We start from the raw sequence: 17,262 nt of genomic DNA, 5'->3' as shown, positions 1-17,262 counted from the left end.
GAGGGCACGGATCCGTCCTGGACCCCCGTGATCAGGCGTCGATCTCCGACTCGAGGAGGCGCGTCCCGGTGATCAGGAACCAGCCCTGGCCGTAGAGGTTGACCGCCTGGGGGGCCTCGGGACCGCCGGGCATCGCCGCGTTTCGCTGGACTGCGCCGTCGTCGGTGACGACGGTCTTGGCGGCACCGATCGCGCGCTCGGCGGTCTCGAGGTAGTCGTCGTCGAGCAGTCCGCGCTCGACGGCCTCGACGAACGCGAAGGCGTACTGGAGGGTGCCCGAGGTCTCCAGGTACATGCTCGGGTCGTCGATGAGGTGGTGCCAGAAGCCGCTGCGGTCCTGGTACTCCGCCATGCTTTCGAGGTGGTCCACGAGGAGTTCCTCCAGACGGTCGCGTTCGGGGTGGTCATCGGGGACGTATCGCAGGGTATCGAGGACGCCCGTCGCGAGCCAGCCGTTGCCCCGGAGCCAGAGCGAGCCGTCCGGGTAGCTGTTGGGCGTCTCGCGCCAGATGTGTCTGTAGAGATCGGTGTGGAGATCCCGAAGGCGGTCGTCGTGGACGAGGATCTGATCGACGGCCTCGTCGATGGCCTCCGGCCGGTCGGCGAGTTGGCCGTAGCGGGCCATGAACGGACACATCATGTAGACCGCGTCGATCCAGAGCTCGATCTCCTCGGTGTGATGGGAGAGTCCTCCCTCCGTGGTCCGCAGGGCCTCCTCGTGGAAGGACTCGAACTGGCGGCGACAGGCGTCGAGATAGAACTCCGGTCCATCGTTCTCGTAGACCTCCAGGGCGAGGTAGGCCACGGCGCCCGCGTCGGGTACCGGACGGAAGATCCGGTGTTCGTCCCACTCGGGGACGACGTCGATCGATCCGTAGGCCATCTGGCCCGCACTCGACTGCGAGCGGACCGCCCGATCGACGTACCGTTCGGCGATCTCGGTGTGTTCGTCGTCGTCAGTCGCGAGCAGTCCCCGAAGGACCATCGGGCGCTCGCCCTGGATGAACTCCTCGAAGTCGAGTTCGAGGGTGTAGTCGGCGACCGTCGGTACCAGCTCCTCGAGCGACCGTTGTTCGACCATGCCCGAGCGTGTGAGCGACTGGCTCATAAGTGTGGACGTCTCCGGAATCCTCGCCGGGATGTGCGCTTCGCAGGCACCGAAGCCGTTTTGGATCCCCGTTTGAGATACAGCACAGCCATGGACGTTTACGGAATCATCGGAAACCCCGTCTCCCACTCGCTGTCGCCGCCGATGCATCAGGCCGCCTTCGACGAGCTGGGGATCAATGCCGCCTTCGTCACCTTCGAGGCCGACCCCGACCGGATCGAGGAGGCCTTCGGCGGCGCGGAGGCCCTGGGCGTCTCCGGGCTGACCGTCACCCTCCCGTTCAAGGGTGACGCCCTCGCGTTTTCCGAGCCCGACGACCGGGCCAAACGGGTCGGCGCGGTCAACACGATCGACTTCGGCGAGCGCGTCCGGGGCTACAACTACGACCTCTCGGGCGCGATGCGGGCGCTCGAACATCACGACGTTTCCCTCGAGGGCGCGAGTGCCGTCGTCGTCGGCGCCGGAGGAGCCGCCCGCGCGCTCGCGTTCGGGTTCGAGGAGACCGGTGCCGAGGTGGCAGTCGCGAATCGGACCGCCTCGCGCGCCCACGACCTCGCCGAGGACGTTCCCGGCGCGACCGGCCACGGACTCGACTCCCTCCCCGACCTGATGGCCGAGGCTGACGTCGTCGCCAACGCCACCAGCGTCGGGCTGGAGTCCGAGGAGTCGGTCGCCCCCGCCGACGCCTGGCACGCCGACCTGGTGGCGTTCGACGCGGTGTACACGCCCCTCGAGACCCGGTTCCTCCGGGACGCGGCGGCCGCGGGCGCGGAGACGGTCGACGGCGCCTGGATGTTGCTGTTTCAGGGCGTCGAGGCCTTCGAAACCTGGACCGGTCGGGAGGCGCCTGTCGAGACGATGAACGAGGCGCTGCGCGCACACCTTTAACTACCGTCGACGCCCCGCTACCCCGGCCTCGACGACTTCCCGCGCCGGTTCTCCCGGTCTCGGTCGGGCTCGACCTCCGGCCACACCCCGTCCACAGCACAGCAGCCGTCTACCCGGCAGAGTACGGGGTGCCGAGCGGCCTCGGTTCCCCCAATCCGGAGTCCACAACATGTATATGAATGAGTGTTCATCTACTCAATCATGGGACAACGATCCGAACGCCTCGAGCGCCTCGTCGACGGTCGGGAATGCGAGTGCTGTGACGACGACCTCGAGACGCACGTCGAGACCCTCGAGGGGCTGGTCGCCGCCTTCCCCCCGGACGCCGCGACGGACCGGGCGGCGCTCAAGGCCCTGGGCAACGACACCCGCTACACGATCGTCCGCCTGCTCGCCGCCGCCGGGCGCGAGCTCTGTGTCTGTGAGATCACGCCCGTCCTCGACGTCAGCGACAGCGCGGTGAGCCATGCGCTCTCGGACCTGTACGACGCCGGCCTCATCGCGCGTCGCAAGGACGGCACCTGGCACTACTACGAGCCGACCGAGCGGGCCACCGCGCTCCTCGAGGCGCTCGACGGAACCAGGGGGGAGCGATGACGGACGAGCGCCTTCGCGTGGCCTTCGTCTGCGTCCGCAACGCCGGCCGGAGCCAGATGGCGACCGCGTTCGCCGAGCGGGAGCGCCGGGAGCGGGGGCTCGAGGAAGAGGTCAAACTCCTCACCGGCGGCACTCGTCCCGCAGAGCACGTCCACGACGTCGTCGTCGAGGCAATGGCCGAGGAGGGGATCGACCTCGAAGGGCGGACGCCACGGGAGATCACGACGGCCGAACTCGAGTCCTGTACCTACGTCGCCACGATGGGCTGTTCGACGCTCGAACTCGACGCCGCGGCCGTCGAGGTCAGGGATTGGGCGCTCGACGATCCCGGCGAGGAAGGGCTCGAGACCGTCCGGGAGATTCGAGCGGAGATCCGCGGGCGGGTCCACGATCTCTTCGACGAGATCGAAGCCGAGGTGGACGGGCCTGCCTGATCCAGAGCCGGACGAATCGGGAGGAGCGGAATGAGCGACGCCACACACGACCACGGCCCGGACTGTGACTGTGCGAGCTGTGGCGACCCGCGGTCGATGGATTTCCTCGACAAGTACCTCACCCTCTGGATCTTCGGGGCGATGGCCGTCGGCGTCGGGCTCGGTTTCGCCGCCCCGTCGGTGACGGAACCGATCCAGGACCTTCACTTAGTCGAGATCGGGCTTGTGCTCATGATGTACCCGCCGCTGGCGAAGGCCGACTACTCCCGGCTCCCGACCGTGTTCCGCAACTGGCGCGTGTTGGGGCTGAGCCTCGTCCAGAACTGGTTCATCGGGCCGACCCTGATGTTCGCCCTCGCGGTGGTCTTCTTCGGCGGCGTCGTTCCCGGCCTCCCCGCCCGTCCCGACTACTTCCTCGGACTCGTGTTCATCGGAATGGCTCGGTGTATCGCGATGGTGCTGGTCTGGAACGAGCTGGCCGAGGGCTCGACCGAGTACGTCACCGGTCTCGTCGCGTTCAACAGCCTCTTCCAGATCCTGACCTACGGGGCCTACGTCTGGCTGTTCGGGCTCTTCCTCCCGCCGCTTCTGGGCATGGAGACCCTCGTCGCCGGCATCGAGACGTTTGACGTCACGCCGGCCCAGGTGTTCCGGGCGATCGTGATCTTCCTGGGCATTCCGTTCGTCGGCGGATACCTGACCCGCTACGCTGGGACACGGGCGAGAGGCGAGGCGTGGTACGACGAGGAGGTCGTCCCGAGGATCGATCCGCTGACGCTGGTCGCGCTCCTGTTTACCGTCGTCGTGATGTTCGCGACCCAGGGCGGGGCCATCGTCGCCGCGCCCGGCGACGTGCTCCTGATCGCCGTCCCGCTGACGATCTACTTCGTGGCGATGTTCCTCGTGAGCTTCGGGATGGGGAGAGGGATCGGCGCGGACTACTCGACGACGACCGCGATCGGCTTCACCGCCGCCTCGAACAACTTCGAGCTGGCGATCGCCGTCGCGGTCGCCGTCTTCGGCGTCGGCTCGGGCGTCGCCTTCGCGACGGTCGTCGGGCCCCTGATCGAGGTCCCCGTGTTGCTCGCGCTGGTCAACGTCGCGCTCTACTTCCGGCGTCGGCTGGACTGGGGCGAAACGGCCCCACAGAAGTCGATCCCCTCCACGTCGGCCGTCTCCGAGGACGACTGACGAACGCCGTCGGAGAACCCGAATCGTCGTCTCAGCCCTCGATTTCAGCCCGGAGCAGCCGGTTGACCTCGCCGGGGTCGGCGCTGCCGCCGGTCTTGCCCATCACCTGGCCGACCAGGAAGTTAATCGCGCCGTCGTCGCCCCCTTCGACGTCCGCGACGGCCTCGGGGTTGTCCTCGATGGCCTCCTCGACCGCCCGCTGGACCTCGCCCTCGTCGGTCTTGCCGAGGTCCTCGCGGGAGACGATCGTCTCCGGATCGTCGCCGTCGTCGAGCATCCCCCGGAGGACGACCTCCTTTGCGTTCTTGGCGGTAATCTCTTCGTCGGCAACGAGGGCGATCAGTCGCCGGACCTCCGCTAACCTGTCCTCGACCGCGGTGATCTCGGTCCCGCGGTAGTTGAGTTCGCCGAGCAACTCGTCTGCGACCCAGGTCGCCGCGAGGTCGGGGTCGTACTCCCGGGCGACGTCCTCGTAGAAGTCCGCGACCTCCTTCCTCGAGGTGAGCTTCGAGGCCGCCTCCTCGCTCAGGCCGTACTCCCCCTGGAAGCGTTCGCGGCGGGCGCTGGGGAGTTCGGGGATCGAGATCTCCTCCTTCCAGTCGGCGACCCGCAGGGGCGGGAGGTCGGCCTCCTCGAAGTAGCGGTAGTCCTTCTCCTCTTCCTTCGAGCGCATCGAGACGGTGATTCCGCGGGACTCGTCCCAGTGGCGGGTCTCCTGTTCGATCGCGCGCCCGCGCTCGATCGCGTTCTTCTGGCGGGTCTCCTCGTAGGCCAGGGCCTTCTCGGCGCCCCTGTGACTCGAGATGTTCTTGACCTCGGTGCGGTTCGCGGCTTCCAGTGCGTCGGTACCGATCTCCCTGGCGTCGCCCTCGATCTCCTCGCCGGGAATCATCGAGAGGTTGGCGTCCACCCGGAGGCTGCCGTCGCGCTCGGCATCGAACACGCCCAGATACTCGAGGACCTCGGTGAGTTCGGCGAGGAAGGCCCGGACCTCGGCGGGCGAGCGGAAGTCCGGTGCCGTCACGATCTCCATCAGGGGGACGCCGGCGCGGTTGTAGTCGACTAGGGTGTACTCCGCGCTGTCGATTCCCCCGCCGCCGCCGACGTGCTGGAGGCTTCCGGGATCCTCCTCCAGATGCGCGCGCTCGATGGTGACGGTCCGGCGGTCGCCCTCGACGGTGATCTCGAGTTCGCCGTCGGCACAGATCGGCTCGTCGTACTGCGTGATCTGGAAGTTCTTCGGGAGGTCGGGGTAGTAGTAGTTCTTGCGGTGAAATCGGGTCTCCTCGGGGATCGTCGCGTCGATCGCCTTCCCGATCCTGACGGCCGATTCGACGGCGCCCTCGTTGAGGACGGGGAGGGCACCGGGCAGACCCAGACAGACCGGACAGACGTTCTCGTTCGGTTCGTCGGCGGGCTCGGTCGGACAGCCACAGAAGATCTTCGTTGCGGTCTCGAGTTGGACGTGGACCTCGAGGCCGATGACGGTGACGAGGTCGTCTTCGCCCCGCTGGACGGTTCGAGCGGTCATTGACGCGGGTTCGAGGCGGGGAAGGGAAAAGTTACCGGAGGCGGTCCTGTAAGTCGAATTGAACGTGTCTGACTCACGTTTAAGTACGCGGACGGGTCCCTAGGCGATATGCCAGCCAATCGCGTCGAAGAGCTCGAGCGAACCGTCGAGGAGATGCAGTCGACGGTGGGAGGACTCACCGACGAACTCGTCGAGGCCAAAGAGCGGATCCGCGTGCTCGAGGCCGAACTCGACACCGACGCGCCGACGAGGGTGCCCGAGCGCCGCGAAGGGAGAGAGGATGGGGAGGACGACGTCGGCGGCGAGACGGCCCCGACCCAGACCGAATCGGTGTCGACCGAGACCGCGTTCGACGACGAGGACGAAGACGAGGAGGCGGAAACGGAAGACTCAGGTACGAGCGACATTATCGTCGCATAACCAGCGACCCGGCGGACCACGGAGCCGACGAGAATGCACATCAAGGCGCTCATCCTAGACGATTTCAAGAGCTTCGGGCGGCGGACGAAGATCCCCTTCTACGAGGACTTCACGGTCGTTACCGGCCCGAACGGCTCGGGGAAGTCGAACATCATCGACGGGGTCCTGTTCGCGCTCGGCCTGGCCCGCACGCGGGGAATCCGCGCGGAGAAGCTCACCGACCTCATCTACAACCCCGGCCACGAGGACGGCGACCGAAAGGGGGGCGCCCGCGAAGCCAGCGTCGAGGTCGTCCTCGCAAACGACGACCGCACCCTCGATCGCTCCCAGGTCGTCAGCGCCGCGGGTAGCGACGACATCGGCGACGTAAGCGAGATCCGCATTCGCCGGCGGGTCAAGGAGACCGAGGACAACTACTACTCCTACTACTACCTGAACGACCGCTCGGTGAACCTCGCCGACATCCGGGACCTACTCGCCCAGGCCGGAGTCACCCCCGAGGGGTACAACGTCGTCATGCAGGGCGACGTCACCGAGATCATCAACATGACCCCGCGCGCCCGCCGGGAGATCATCGACGAGATCGCCGGCGTCGCGGAGTTCGACGCGAAAAAGGAAGACGCCTTCGAGGAACTCGCCACCGTCCAGGAACGGATCGATGAGGCCGAACTCCGGATCGAGGAGAAGCGAGATCGGCTCGAGCAACTCGAGGACGAACGCCGGACCGCCCTCCGATACCGCCGGCTCCGCCGGGAACGGGAGACCTACGAGGGCTACCGGAAGGCGAGCGAACTCGAGGACAAACGCGAGGACCTAGAGCAGGCCCGGAGCCGCGTCTCCGGACTCGAGGAAAAACTCGAGGAACGCCGGCGGGAACTCGACGAGCGCCAGGGAGCAGTGGTCCGCCTCCAGGAGGACTTGGAGGACTTGAACGCCGAGATCGAGCGCAAGGGAGAGGACGAACAGCTCCGGATCAAAGGCGAGATCGAGGAGGTCAAAGGCGATCTCTCCCGACTCGAAGACCGGATCGAATCCCACGAAGAGAAGATCGAGGACGCCGAGGGAGACCGGCGGGAGGCGTTCGTCCAGATCGACCGGAAACAGGAGCGTCTCGAGGAGCTGGAGGGAGAGACTCGCGAGATAAAGCTCCAGAAGGCCTCGATCCGTTCGGAGATTCAAGAGCGCGAGGAGCGGTTGGAGGAACTCGAAGCCGAGATCGAGGCGGTCGACACCGCCTTCGACGAGTTGAAGGACGATCTGGCCGACCGGAAGGAAGTCCTCGAGGAGGCAAAGACCGAGCGAAACGAACTCCAGCGCGAGCAGGACCGCCTCTTGGACGAGGCCCGGCGGCGATCGAACGCCGTGACCGAGGCCGAGGAGGCGATCGAGGAGGCCGAGGCGCGGCTTCCCGAACTCGAGGAGCGCCGCGAGGACCTGGAGCGGGAGCTCTCGAAGGCCGAGACGAACCGGGAGAACATCGCAGAGGTCGTCTCCGACCTCACCGCCGAAAAACGCCGGCTCCAGAGCGACGTCGACGAACTCGACGACGAGATCCAGGCCGCCCAACAGGAGTACGCCGAGCTCGAGGCGAACGCCGAGGAAAGCGGCGACTCCTCCTTTGGCCGCGCGGTGACGACGATCCTCAACGCCGGGATGGAGGGCGTCCACGGCGCGGTCGCCCAGTTGGGGACCGTCCCCGGCGAGTACGCGGTCGCCTGTGAGACCGCAGCAGGGGGTCGGCTCGCGAACGTCGTCGTCGACGACGACGGCGTCGGCCAGCACGGGATCGACTACCTCAAATCCCGGAACGCGGGCCGGGCAACCTTCCTCCCGATGACCGAGATGCACGAGCGAGGGCTCCCGCAGGCGCCCTCGGACCCAGGGGTCGTGGACTTCGCGTACAACTTGGTCGAGTTCGACCCCCAGTACGCGGGGATCTTCTCCTATGTCCTCGGGGACACCCTCGTCGTCTCCGACATCGAGACCGCCCGGTCGTACATGGGCGACTACCGGATGGTCACCACCGACGGCGATCTCGTCGAGAAAAGCGGCGCGATGACCGGCGGCTCCCGGAAGGGCTCTCGGTACTCCTTTACCGGCGGCGGCGAGGGGCAGTTAGAGCGCGTCGCCGCCCGGATCACCGAACTCCAGGAGGAACGCAAGGAGGTACGCGACGATCTCCGGGACGTCGAGGAACGCCTCGACGACGCCAGAGAACGCCGGAGCGACGCCGCCGACGAGGTCCGGTCGATCGAGAGCGAACTCGAGCGCGTCGCCGAGGAACGCGAGGAGCTCGAAGAGGAGATCGAGGAGTTGGAGGACGAACTCGAAAAGCTGGAGGACGAACGCGAGGAGGTCGACGAGCGGATGACCGAGATCTCGGGGGAGATCGACGAAAAGACCGGGGAGATCGAGGCGTTGGAGGACGAAATTGCCGACCTGGAGGAAGAACTCGCGGACTCGAAGATTCCCGAGCTCACCGCCGAGATCGAGGACATCGAGGGCGAGATCGACGACCGCGAGGGGCGGATCGATGAACTCGATGGCGAACTGAACGAGTTGCGCTTAGAACAGGAGTACGCCGAGGAAGCAGTCGAGGAGCTCCACGACGAGATCGAGACCGCCCAGAACCGGAAGGCGGAGCTAGAGGAGCAAATCGAGGAGTTCGAGGACGGGATCGAGGAGCAACGCGAGCTCTTGGACCAAAAGCGGGAGGCCGTCGCCGACCTCGAGGAGGAGCTGACCGAGCTCAAAGGGGAACGCACGGAGCTCAAGGAGGAACTCGCCGGGGCCAAGGAGGCCAGGGACGACCAGCAGGACCGGGTCACCGAACTCGAGGGCAAACTCGAGAGCTACCGCGGCCGGGTCCGGAGCCTGGAGGGCGAGATCGAGGATCTGGAGGTCGAAGTCGGTGAGTACGACGCCGAGGAGGTTCCCGATCACGAGACGGTCGTCGAGATGCTCGAGTTGCTCGAAGGCGACATGGAGGCCCTCGAACCCGTCAACATGCTCGCGATCGAGGAGTACGACGAGGTCAGCGAGGATCTGGAGAGCTTAGAGGAGGGTCGGGCGACGCTGGTCTCCGAGGCCGACGCGATCCGCGATCGGATCGACCGCTACGAGGCCCGGAAGAAGGAGACGTTCATGGAGAGCTACGAGGCGATCGCGGGCTACTTCACGGAGATCTTCGAGACGCTCTCGGAGGGGACCGGCAGTCTCCAGTTGGAAGACGAGGCCGATCCCTTCGAGGGCGGACTGACGATGAAGGCCCAGCCCGGCGACAAGCCGATCCAGCGCCTGGACGCGATGAGCGGCGGCGAGAAATCGCTGACCGCCCTCGCCTTTATCTTCGCGATCCAGCGACACAACCCCGCTCCGTTCTACGCTCTCGACGAGATCGACGCCTTCCTCGACGCGGTCAACGCCGACCGGGTCGGCGAGATGGTCGACGACCTGGCCGAGGAGGCCCAGTTCGTCGTCGTCTCCCATCGCTCCGCGATGTTGGATCGCTCGGAGCGCGCCATCGGCGTCACGATGCAGGAGAACAACGTGAGTGCGGTGACCGGGATCGATCTGAGCGGGGAGATGGAGGTTCCGGCCGATGACTAGGGAGCCACGTAGTGGCTCCAATAGGCCGAGCGGCGAGGGTACCGAGCCGCGAGAGAGGGAGTCGCGCAGCGACTCCAGTAAGTCGAGTGGGGAACGGAGTGAGCCGCGAGAAAGGAAGTGGCTGAGAGCGGACGGCTCGGGTCGGCCCGACGACACGACGGGCGAGGACGCCGACGACTCGGAGGAGATCCCGCTCTCGATCGCCGGCCACGAGGAGCGCGAGCCGCCGGGAGAGGGGACGGCCCTCGAGTTCGACGCGGGCTCCGAGGAGTCCGAAACTGAGGGCAAGGACGCCGACGGGGAAGACGTCGAACCCGTCGAGCTCCTGGTCTCGCTCGCGAAGGAGGGGGAGATCGACCCCTGGGACATCGACATCGTCCGGGTCACGGATCGCTTTCTCTCGGCGCTCGACGAGGCCGATCTCCGGACGTCGGGGCGGGCGCTTTTTTATGCGAGCGTCCTTCTGCGGATGAAAAGTGACGTATTGTTCGACCCCGACGAACCCGACGAGGAGGAGCTCCCGCCGTGGGAGGCTCCGATGGGCGGGATGGAAGGTGGCGAGCCCGCCGACGCCGGAGGCTTCGATCCGGTCGAGCGCCTCGAGGCCGAGATGGATCGCCGGCTCGAGCGAAAACAGGCCCGGGGAAGCCCCGAGACGCTCGACGAACTCGTCCGGGAGCTCCGGGACGCAGAGCGGGGGTCGTGGTGGAAGGAGTCCCGGACCTACGACACCAGCGACTCCCCGCAGGGGTACAGCCGCGGGACTCAGGAGCTGAGTTACCACTCCGGCGACGACCTCCGGGTGGACGAGGAGCCCACGGCCGACGACGTCACCCACACCGCCCACGGCGAGGACATCGAGGATGTGATCGAGGACGTCGAGGGAGCCCTCGAAACCCAGTACGAGCGCGGGCGCTCGGAGGTCCTGTTCGCCGAGATCGCTGAGGTCGGCGGCTCGCGGGTGATGAGCTACCTCGCCGTGCTCTTCTTGGCCCACCGGGGACGGCTCCACCTGGACCAGGACGAACTGTTCGGCGACCTCTGGGTCCAGCAGGCGCCGACCGAGGCCGACCCCGAGGAAGCGATCGCCGGTTAGTCGAGGTACTCTCCGGCGAGCAACTCGACCCGATCCTTCGTTTCGTCGGGAATCGCCTCGGTCGGGGTGTTGATCGTTCCCTCGAGGGCCGTCCAAGCGTCGCTCTCGAAGTCGGCGGGCATCGTCCGGATCGCGCGCTCGATGGTCGCGTTCATCGCCTCGCGGTTTTCCGCGGCGTTCTCCAAGACCTCCCCGAGGGTGACCTCGGAGTCCTCCTTCCAGACGTCGTAGTCGGTGATCCCGGCGACGGTCGCGTAGCTTATTTCGGCCTCGCGGGCGAGTTTCGCCTCGGGGATCGCGGTCATGCCGACGACGTCCCACCCCTGGGAGCGGTAGAACTCGCTTTCGGCGCGCGTCGAGAACTGGGGGCCCTCGATACAGACGTAGGTACCGCCCTCCTCGATCCCGGTTTCGGTGGCCTCACGGGCGCTCTCGGCGAGATGGGAGGCCAGCGCGGGGCAGTAGGGTTCGGCAAACCCCATGTGGACGACCATCCCGTCGCCGAAGAAGGTGGGTGTGCGGTGTTTGGTTCGGTCGAACGTTTGGTCAGGAATCACGAGGGTTCGGGGCGGGAGGTCCTCTCGAAGGCTGCCGACGGCGTTCGTCGAGATCACGCGATCGACGCCGAGGGACTTCAGCGCGTAGACGTTCGCGCGGTAGGGGACCTCGGTAGGGGTGTGGCGGTGGGCCTCGCCGTGTCTCGGGAGAAAGACGACCTCCCGGCCCGCCAGGTCGCCGATCGTCGCCTCGTCGCTCGGCTCGCCGTAGGGCGTCGAGACCGACTCCGTCCGGGTGTTCTCGAGTGGGAGCGCCTCGTAGACGCCGCTGCCGCCGATCACGCCGATGGTCATGGCCCATCCTACCGAGTCCGGGAAGTAAACGCTACGGGTCACTGTCCTCGCAACCGGAACAATTTACGTGGGGGATCGCAAACGGGCGGACATCGACGGACGCGTGAGCCGAGTTTAATCCATGACCGAGACATATGACGCAGTGATCGCCGGTGCGGGACCTGCGGGGGGACAGTGTGCCCGCGACCTCGCGGCCCGGGGCTACGACGTGGTGGTGTTGGAGACCGAGTCCGAGGACGTCTTCCCGAAGACGAGCAACAAATCGACCGCGGGAACGTTCCCCTCGACGATGGCCTCCTTCGGGATCCCCGACGAGGTGGTGATGAACTTCACCGACAGCGTCGTCATCGAGTCGCCCAACGACCACTACCGGACCGACCAGCCCGGCGCCGTCCTCGAGTTCGCCGACTACAAGAAGTGGCTGGTCGCCGAAAGCGAGGTCGACGGCGCGGAGTACCGCTTCGACGCCCGGGCGACGAGGCCGATCGTCGAGGACGGTGACGTCGTCGGGGTGACGTACAACGGCAGCGAGGAGGTCAGAGCCGAGGTGGTCGTCGACGCGACGGGACCGGGCGCGCCGCTGGCGAAGGCTCTGGACGTCACCGACTTACAGCGGGACCGCCAGGCGATCGGCATCGAGTACGAACTCGAGGGGATCGAGATCGACCACCCCGACTTCGCGGACCTGACCGGCGCGATGATGCTCCGGCTGGATCACGACCTGGCGCCCGGCGGCTACTCCTGGATCTTCCACACCGGCGGGAGCGAGGCCAAGGTCGGGCTCTGTTACATCCAGAACGACCGGTATCGCGAGCAGTCCCGCGAGGGGTTCGTCATCGACGACTACCTCGAGTACTGGCTCGATCGTGACCCCCGCTTCGCCGAGGCCGACCGTCTCGAGGGCAAACAACACCGTGGCTCGGCCCACATCCAGCCGCCCGGGAAGATGACGACCGATAGCTTCATCGCGATCGGCGACACCGTTCCGACGGTAGACCCCCTCTGGGGCGAGGGGATCGACAAGTGCATGCGCTCGGGCCGGGCCGCCGCAATCACGATCGATCGCTGTCTCTCCCGGGCCACGCCGGATACCTCCGCCTCCGAGACCGCGATCTACAACCAGCTCTGGCGCGACACCGTCGCCCCGAAGGTCCGGGCCCGACTCCTGATGACCGAACTCCTCTATCTGGCCGGAAACGACCGCTACGACCGGCTGATGGCCGACCTCCGGCGACTCGACTCCGAGACCCTCGCGGCGGCGAACTCCGCCAACCTGCGGGGGATCCTCTCGCTGTTGCACGTCGACGACGCCGACCTCCTCCGAAGGTTCGCCCGCGAGCGGATCGCCGAGCACTCCGAGGCCCTCCCGGACGCCGCCGATCTCCCGGCGCCGGTCGCCCGCGTCGTCGGCCGTCTCTCCTCGCTGCGGTAGCTCTCCCCGTCCTCGTTTTCGGCGTATGTGGCGTGATACCAACTCCTGCGAGCGTTGAAATACCCGCCCCGTCTCCTGAACCCTATGGCCTCCGGGGAGCACGCAGAGGAGTTGACCGAGGGGACTCTCCTGAAGCCGATGGTCCGGCTGGCGTGGCCCCTCGTCGTGATCCAGCTCCTGCAGGTCGCTTACAACGTCGGCGATACGTTCTGGCTGGGGATGCTCTCGGAGACGGCGGTCGGCGCGATCAGCCTCGCCTTTCCGCTCATCTTCCTGTTGATCTCCGTCGGCGGCGGCTTCACCGCCGCGGGCGCGATCCTGATCGCCCAGCACACCGGCGCCGAAAGCGGCGAGGACGGACTGATCGCGGGCCAGACGCTCTCCGTTATCTCGCTGGTCGCGATCGTCCTCGGGATCGCCGGCTACTTCGCGACCGATCCGATGCTCGCCCTGTTGCCCGCGGACGCCGAGACCGCAGTCGAGATCGTTCCCCAGGCGGCGGCGTACATGCGCGTGTTCTTCCTCGGGCTCCCCTTCCTCTTCGGTTTCTACGTCTTCGTTTCGCTCATGCGGGGCTACGGCAACACCCGCGCTCCGATGCGCGTGATGGCCGTCAGCGTCGCGATCAACCTCGCGCTCGACCCCCTCTTGATCTTCGGGGTTGGACCGCTCCCGGCCCTGGGGATCCAGGGCGCGGCCGTCGCGACCGTCGCCTCGCGGGGCGTCGCGACCGCGATCGGATTTTATGTACTCTTTGCGACCGACGTCGGGCCGGCGATCAAGGCCGAACACCTGTGGCCCCGTCTCGAGTACGTCGGCGAGATCACCCGGCTGGGCGTGCCCACTGCTCTGGAACAGTCGATGAGTTCGCTCGCGATGATCTCGCTGACGGCGATGGTCGCGACGTTCCCGCCGGCAGTCGTCGCCGCCTACGGGCTTGGCAATCGGCTGATCTCGCTCGCCTTTCTCCCCGCGATGGGGATGGGACAGGCGACCGATACGATCGTCGGAAAGAACTTGGGCGCGGGCGAACCCGAGCGCGCCGCGCGGGCGACCTGGGTCGCAGGCGGGGTGGTCGCGGCGGTGATGCTCGCGGTCGCGCTCGTCGCCATCGCGGTCCCCGAACCGATCGTCGGCGTCTTCATGATGGCCGACACGCCGGGAGCGGCGGCGACGATCGACTACGGCGCGACCTACCTCCGGTTCGCCGCCACCATGTTCGTCTTCATGGGCGTCCTCCAGGTGATCCTCGGGGCCTTCCGGGGCGCGGGTAACACGAAAACCGCCCTCGCCTTCTCCGTGGTCACCCTCTGGATCGCCCGCGTCCCCGTCACCTACTACCTCGTCTTCGTGGCGGGGTGGGGGACGACGGGGATCTGGCTCGGGGTCGTCGTCGGCGATATCGTCGGTGCGATCGCCGCGATCGCCTGGTTCCGGCGGGGCACGTGGAAGGAGTCGCTCGTCGAGAGCGGAGGAGAGCGCGATTCGACCGACTCGACCACCCCGGCCGATCCGACCGACTGAGCGAGACCGGCTACGCGAGGCGCCACTCGCCGGGCGCGGCCATCTCGATCTCGCCGCGGCGTTCCATCTCGGTCAGGATCTCCGAGAGCCGGTTGGGCTGGGCGATCTCCATGCCGATCCGGTCGATGTCGTGGAACTCCGCGAGGAGGCCCCGGATCTCCTCGTCGGAGAACTCCTCGCCGTCGGCGCGTTCGATCGCCGTCGAGACCAGATCGACCATGTCCTCGAGGAAGTTCCAGGGGTAGACGACCCAGGTCCACTCCTCTAACCGCTCGCCGACGTAGTCGGGTTCGAACTCGCTGGTTCCCAGGAGCTGGAGCGTTGCCGTCCGCACGTCGCCGGCGTTCCGGTCGGTGACGTACTCCTCGGCCCGCCGGATCGAGCCGCCGGTGTCGGCGATGTCGTCGATGATCAGGACGTCCTTGTCCTCGACGCTGCCCTCGGGCATCGGGTACCGAATCGTCGGCTCGCCGCTTTTCTCGGCGGTGCCGACGTAGTGTTCCATCTTCAGGCTCGTCAGATCGTCGAGACCGAGGAAGTCACAGAGACAGCGCCCGGCGAACCAGCCCCCGCGGGCGAGCGCGACGATGACGTCCGGCTCGAACTCGTCGCGGCGGACCTCGTCGCTGACGTCCCGACAGAGCCCGTAGATGTAGTCCCAGTTCGTGATCGTACAGTCGAAGTCCTCGGGGAGGTCGGCCATGCTCGTGGCCGGACCGAGGGCACGAGCCCCCTTAACTGGGGGTGAAGCCGCCGACCGAGGACCGGGTTTATTATCCAGTAATACAATCGAGTTATCGATGGCACGAACCCAACTGGAGGCCGCCCGGGATGGGGAGACCACGCCGGAGATCGAACGCGTCGCCGACCGCGAGAACCGCGACCGCGAGTTCGTCCGCGAGCGCGTCGCCGCGGGCGAGGCGGTGATCCCGGCCAACCGGAATCACGGGACCCTGGATCCGATGATCATCGGCGCCGACTTCGCGACGAAGGTCAACGCCAACATCGGCAACAGCGAGGAGACGAGCGACCTGGAGGGCGAACTCGAGAAGCTCCACGTCGCGGTCCACCACGGCGCGGATACGGTGATGGACCTGGGCACCGGAAGCGATCTCGACCGGATCCGGGAGGCCAACGTCGCCCACTCGCCGGTACCCGTCGGGACCGTCCCCCTCTACGAGGCCGTCAAGCGCGCGGGCGATCCGGAGGATCTCACGACGGACCTGCTCCTCTCCGTGATCGAGAAACAGGCCGAACAGGGCGTCGATTACATGACGATCCACGCGGGGATCCTGCTCGAACACCTCGCGCTCACCGAGGGCCGAAAGACGGGGATCGTCTCGAGAGGTGGGTCGATCATGGCCGCCTGGATGGAGGCCCACGGCGAGCAGAACCCCCTGTTCCAGGTATTCGAGGAGATCTGCGGTATCTTTCGGGAGTACGACGTCACGTTCAGCCTCGGCGACAGCCTCCGGCCGGGCTGTCTGGCCGACGCCTGTGACGAGGCCCAGTACGCCGAACTCGATACGTTGGGGGCGCTCACCCAGGTCGCCAGAGAGCATGGCGTCCAGGTCATGGTCGAGGGGCCGGGCCACGTCCCGATGGACCGGATCGCCGAGAACGTCGAGCGCCAGCGCGAGGTCTGTGACGGCGCGCCGTTCTACGTCCTCGGGCCGCTCGTGACCGACGTCGCGCCGGGGTACGACCACGTTACGAGCGCGATCGGGGCCGCGATCGCCGCCCGGGAGGGCGCGGCGATGCTCTGTTACGTCACTCCCAAGGAACACCTCGGGCTCCCCGATCGCGAGGACGTCCGGGAAGGGCTCGCGGCCTACCGGATCGCCGCCCACGCGGGCGACGTCGGAAACGGCCTGCCGGGCGCCCGCGACTGGGACGACGCCCTCTCGGAGGCCCGCTACGCCTTCGACTGGTCCGAGCAGTTCGAACTCTCGCTCGATCCCGAACGCGCCCGTTCCTACCACGACCAGACGCTCCCCGGGGATAACTACAGGGAGGCGCGCTTCTGCTCGATGTGTGGCGTCGAGTTCTGTTCGATGCGGATCGACCAGGACGCCCGCGCGGAGCGAGAGGAGGGGGAACTCGAGGAACTGAACGGGGAGACCGATCTCGCGGAGTCGTCGGCTGCGGAGGTCAACCTCCCGCCCGTGGGCACCCACGAAACGGGGGGCGATCTCGATCGCGAGTATCCCCGACCTGAAGAGTTATCTGCTGACGACTGACACCCGTCAACGGGATGTCGGAGAACCGTTTCCGAGGTGCTTTCCGAGCGAGTGGGGCGATTGACTGGGTACGTACGGAGGATCGCGTCTCACTCGGCCCGGGCGAGCGATAGCAGTCAGTGAACGTCAATACACACCTGATCGCATGACTGTGCTCGGTGTGTGATTTGTTTCGCTGACTACTATCGCCACCGACCGAACGATCACGTACGATATGACACAAAATAAAGCGCATGCCTCCGCCTTCAGGCGGGGGTCGAGCGGTAGGCACTGCCGAACAACCGCCGACTACTGGCCGTCTGGGGTCTCCTCGCGGACGCGCTTCTCGCCTTCAAGGAGCA

Annotated in this window: 14 protein-coding genes; 10 read left to right on the top strand and 4 right to left on the bottom strand. The window is 66.9% G+C overall.

Annotated elements, in window-relative coordinates; genetic code table 11:
• Nucleotides 1-31 precede the first annotated feature (31 nt).
• Nucleotides 32-1,081, bottom strand: coding sequence for a glycoside hydrolase family 88 protein (locus LCF40_RS11605; protein ID WP_114577751.1), 1,050 nt, complete (start codon nucleotides 1,079-1,081; stop codon nucleotides 32-34).
• 117 nt (nucleotides 1,082-1,198) lie between these two features.
• On the opposite strand from LCF40_RS11605, the gene aroE reads away from it, so the two are divergent.
• The 4 genes from aroE to arsB all read left to right on the top strand — a co-directional run bounded on the left by aroE (nucleotide 1,199) and on the right by arsB (nucleotide 4,218).
• Nucleotides 1,199-1,996, top strand: coding sequence for a shikimate dehydrogenase (aroE, locus tag LCF40_RS11600; RefSeq protein WP_224828594.1), 798 nt, complete (start codon nucleotides 1,199-1,201; stop codon nucleotides 1,994-1,996).
• 201 nt (nucleotides 1,997-2,197) lie between these two features.
• On the top strand, nucleotides 2,198-2,593 hold the full coding sequence (locus LCF40_RS11595; RefSeq protein ID WP_114577753.1) for an ArsR/SmtB family transcription factor: 396 nt from the start codon (nucleotides 2,198-2,200) through the stop codon (nucleotides 2,591-2,593).
• On the top strand, nucleotides 2,590-3,027 hold the full coding sequence (locus LCF40_RS11590) for an arsenate-mycothiol transferase ArsC (protein ID WP_224828593.1): 438 nt from the start codon (nucleotides 2,590-2,592) through the stop codon (nucleotides 3,025-3,027). Before LCF40_RS11595 ends, LCF40_RS11590 begins: the two co-directional genes overlap by 4 nt.
• Before the next feature lie 30 nt (nucleotides 3,028-3,057).
• On the top strand, nucleotides 3,058-4,218 hold the full coding sequence (gene arsB, locus LCF40_RS11585; protein ID WP_224828592.1) for an ACR3 family arsenite efflux transporter: 1,161 nt from the start codon (nucleotides 3,058-3,060) through the stop codon (nucleotides 4,216-4,218).
• A gap of 31 nt (nucleotides 4,219-4,249) precedes the next feature.
• On the opposite strand, the gene gatB is transcribed toward arsB, so the two are convergent.
• On the bottom strand, nucleotides 4,250-5,749 hold the full coding sequence (gene gatB / locus LCF40_RS11580) for an Asp-tRNA(Asn)/Glu-tRNA(Gln) amidotransferase subunit GatB (RefSeq protein ID WP_224828591.1): 1,500 nt from the start codon (nucleotides 5,747-5,749) through the stop codon (nucleotides 4,250-4,252).
• Between the two features lie 108 nt (nucleotides 5,750-5,857).
• On the opposite strand from gatB, the gene LCF40_RS11575 reads away from it, so the two are divergent.
• From LCF40_RS11575 to LCF40_RS11565, 3 genes are read left to right on the top strand one after another with little or no spacing between them, the layout of a single operon-like run.
• Nucleotides 5,858-6,169 (top strand): DUF7518 family protein, encoded by a 312-nt coding sequence (locus tag LCF40_RS11575; protein WP_224828590.1) that lies wholly within the window; start codon nucleotides 5,858-5,860, stop codon nucleotides 6,167-6,169.
• A gap of 33 nt (nucleotides 6,170-6,202) precedes the next feature.
• Nucleotides 6,203-9,778: a chromosome segregation protein SMC gene (gene smc, locus LCF40_RS11570; protein WP_224828589.1), complete on the top strand. Its 3,576-nt coding sequence runs from the start codon at nucleotides 6,203-6,205 to the stop codon at nucleotides 9,776-9,778.
• Nucleotides 9,771-10,874, top strand: a complete 1,104-nt coding sequence (locus LCF40_RS11565) for a segregation and condensation protein A (protein ID WP_224828588.1) — start codon at nucleotides 9,771-9,773, stop codon at nucleotides 10,872-10,874. Before smc ends, LCF40_RS11565 begins: the two co-directional genes overlap by 8 nt.
• On the opposite strand, the gene mtnP is transcribed toward LCF40_RS11565, so the two are convergent.
• Nucleotides 10,871-11,725 (bottom strand): S-methyl-5'-thioadenosine phosphorylase, encoded by an 855-nt coding sequence (mtnP, locus tag LCF40_RS11560; RefSeq protein ID WP_114577760.1) that lies wholly within the window; start codon nucleotides 11,723-11,725, stop codon nucleotides 10,871-10,873. The genes LCF40_RS11565 and mtnP overlap by 4 nt on opposite strands.
• 121 nt (nucleotides 11,726-11,846) lie before the next feature.
• Between mtnP and LCF40_RS11555 the strand changes: the two genes are divergently transcribed.
• Nucleotides 11,847-13,157, top strand: a complete 1,311-nt coding sequence (locus LCF40_RS11555) for a digeranylgeranylglycerophospholipid reductase (protein WP_224828587.1) — start codon at nucleotides 11,847-11,849, stop codon at nucleotides 13,155-13,157.
• A gap of 84 nt (nucleotides 13,158-13,241) precedes the next feature.
• Complete coding sequence (locus LCF40_RS11550; RefSeq protein WP_114577761.1) at nucleotides 13,242-14,681, top strand: MATE family efflux transporter; 1,440 nt, start codon at nucleotides 13,242-13,244, stop codon at nucleotides 14,679-14,681.
• 10 nt (nucleotides 14,682-14,691) lie between these two features.
• On the opposite strand, the gene LCF40_RS11545 is transcribed toward LCF40_RS11550, so the two are convergent.
• Nucleotides 14,692-15,384 carry a phosphoribosyltransferase gene (locus LCF40_RS11545; RefSeq protein WP_224828586.1) on the bottom strand — a complete coding sequence of 231 codons (693 nt, stop codon included), beginning with the start codon at nucleotides 15,382-15,384 and terminating at the stop codon, nucleotides 14,692-14,694.
• A gap of 97 nt (nucleotides 15,385-15,481) precedes the next feature.
• Here LCF40_RS11545 and thiC point away from each other — a divergent pair, with 97 nt between their 5' ends.
• Nucleotides 15,482-16,921, top strand: coding sequence for a phosphomethylpyrimidine synthase ThiC (thiC, locus tag LCF40_RS11540; RefSeq protein WP_224828585.1), 1,440 nt, complete (start codon nucleotides 15,482-15,484; stop codon nucleotides 16,919-16,921).
• Nucleotides 16,922-17,262: the final 341 nt, after the last annotated feature.

The organism is Saliphagus infecundisoli (genome assembly GCF_020177375.1).
In the GTDB taxonomy this organism is placed as follows: Archaea; Halobacteriota; Halobacteria; order Halobacteriales; family Natrialbaceae; genus Saliphagus; species Saliphagus infecundisoli.
This window is presented reverse-complemented; position numbering and strand designations above follow the sequence as displayed.

Excerpts from the sequence above, each read along its gene's own strand:
- LCF40_RS11555 (WP_224828587.1), top strand. The coding sequence starts at position 11,847 with ATGACCGAGACATATGACGCAGTGATCGCCGGTGCGGGACCTGCGGGG.
- mtnP (WP_114577760.1), bottom strand. The coding sequence starts at position 11,725 with ATGACCATCGGCGTGATCGGCGGCAGCGGCGTCTACGAGGCGCTCCCA.
- gatB (WP_224828591.1), bottom strand. The coding sequence starts at position 5,749 with ATGACCGCTCGAACCGTCCAGCGGGGCGAAGACGACCTCGTCACCGTC.
- aroE (WP_224828594.1), top strand. The coding sequence starts at position 1,199 with ATGGACGTTTACGGAATCATCGGAAACCCCGTCTCCCACTCGCTGTCG.
- LCF40_RS11545 (WP_224828586.1), bottom strand. The coding sequence starts at position 15,384 with ATGGCCGACCTCCCCGAGGACTTCGACTGTACGATCACGAACTGGGAC.
- LCF40_RS11575 (WP_224828590.1), top strand. The coding sequence starts at position 5,858 with ATGCCAGCCAATCGCGTCGAAGAGCTCGAGCGAACCGTCGAGGAGATG.
- arsB (WP_224828592.1), top strand. The coding sequence starts at position 3,058 with ATGAGCGACGCCACACACGACCACGGCCCGGACTGTGACTGTGCGAGC.
- thiC (WP_224828585.1), top strand. The coding sequence starts at position 15,482 with ATGGCACGAACCCAACTGGAGGCCGCCCGGGATGGGGAGACCACGCCG.
- smc (WP_224828589.1), top strand. The coding sequence starts at position 6,203 with ATGCACATCAAGGCGCTCATCCTAGACGATTTCAAGAGCTTCGGGCGG.
- LCF40_RS11605 (WP_114577751.1), bottom strand. The coding sequence starts at position 1,081 with ATGGTCGAACAACGGTCGCTCGAGGAGCTGGTACCGACGGTCGCCGAC.
- LCF40_RS11550 (WP_114577761.1), top strand. The coding sequence starts at position 13,242 with ATGGCCTCCGGGGAGCACGCAGAGGAGTTGACCGAGGGGACTCTCCTG.
- LCF40_RS11595 (WP_114577753.1), top strand. The coding sequence starts at position 2,198 with ATGGGACAACGATCCGAACGCCTCGAGCGCCTCGTCGACGGTCGGGAA.
- LCF40_RS11565 (WP_224828588.1), top strand. The coding sequence starts at position 9,771 with ATGACTAGGGAGCCACGTAGTGGCTCCAATAGGCCGAGCGGCGAGGGT.
- LCF40_RS11590 (WP_224828593.1), top strand. The coding sequence starts at position 2,590 with ATGACGGACGAGCGCCTTCGCGTGGCCTTCGTCTGCGTCCGCAACGCC.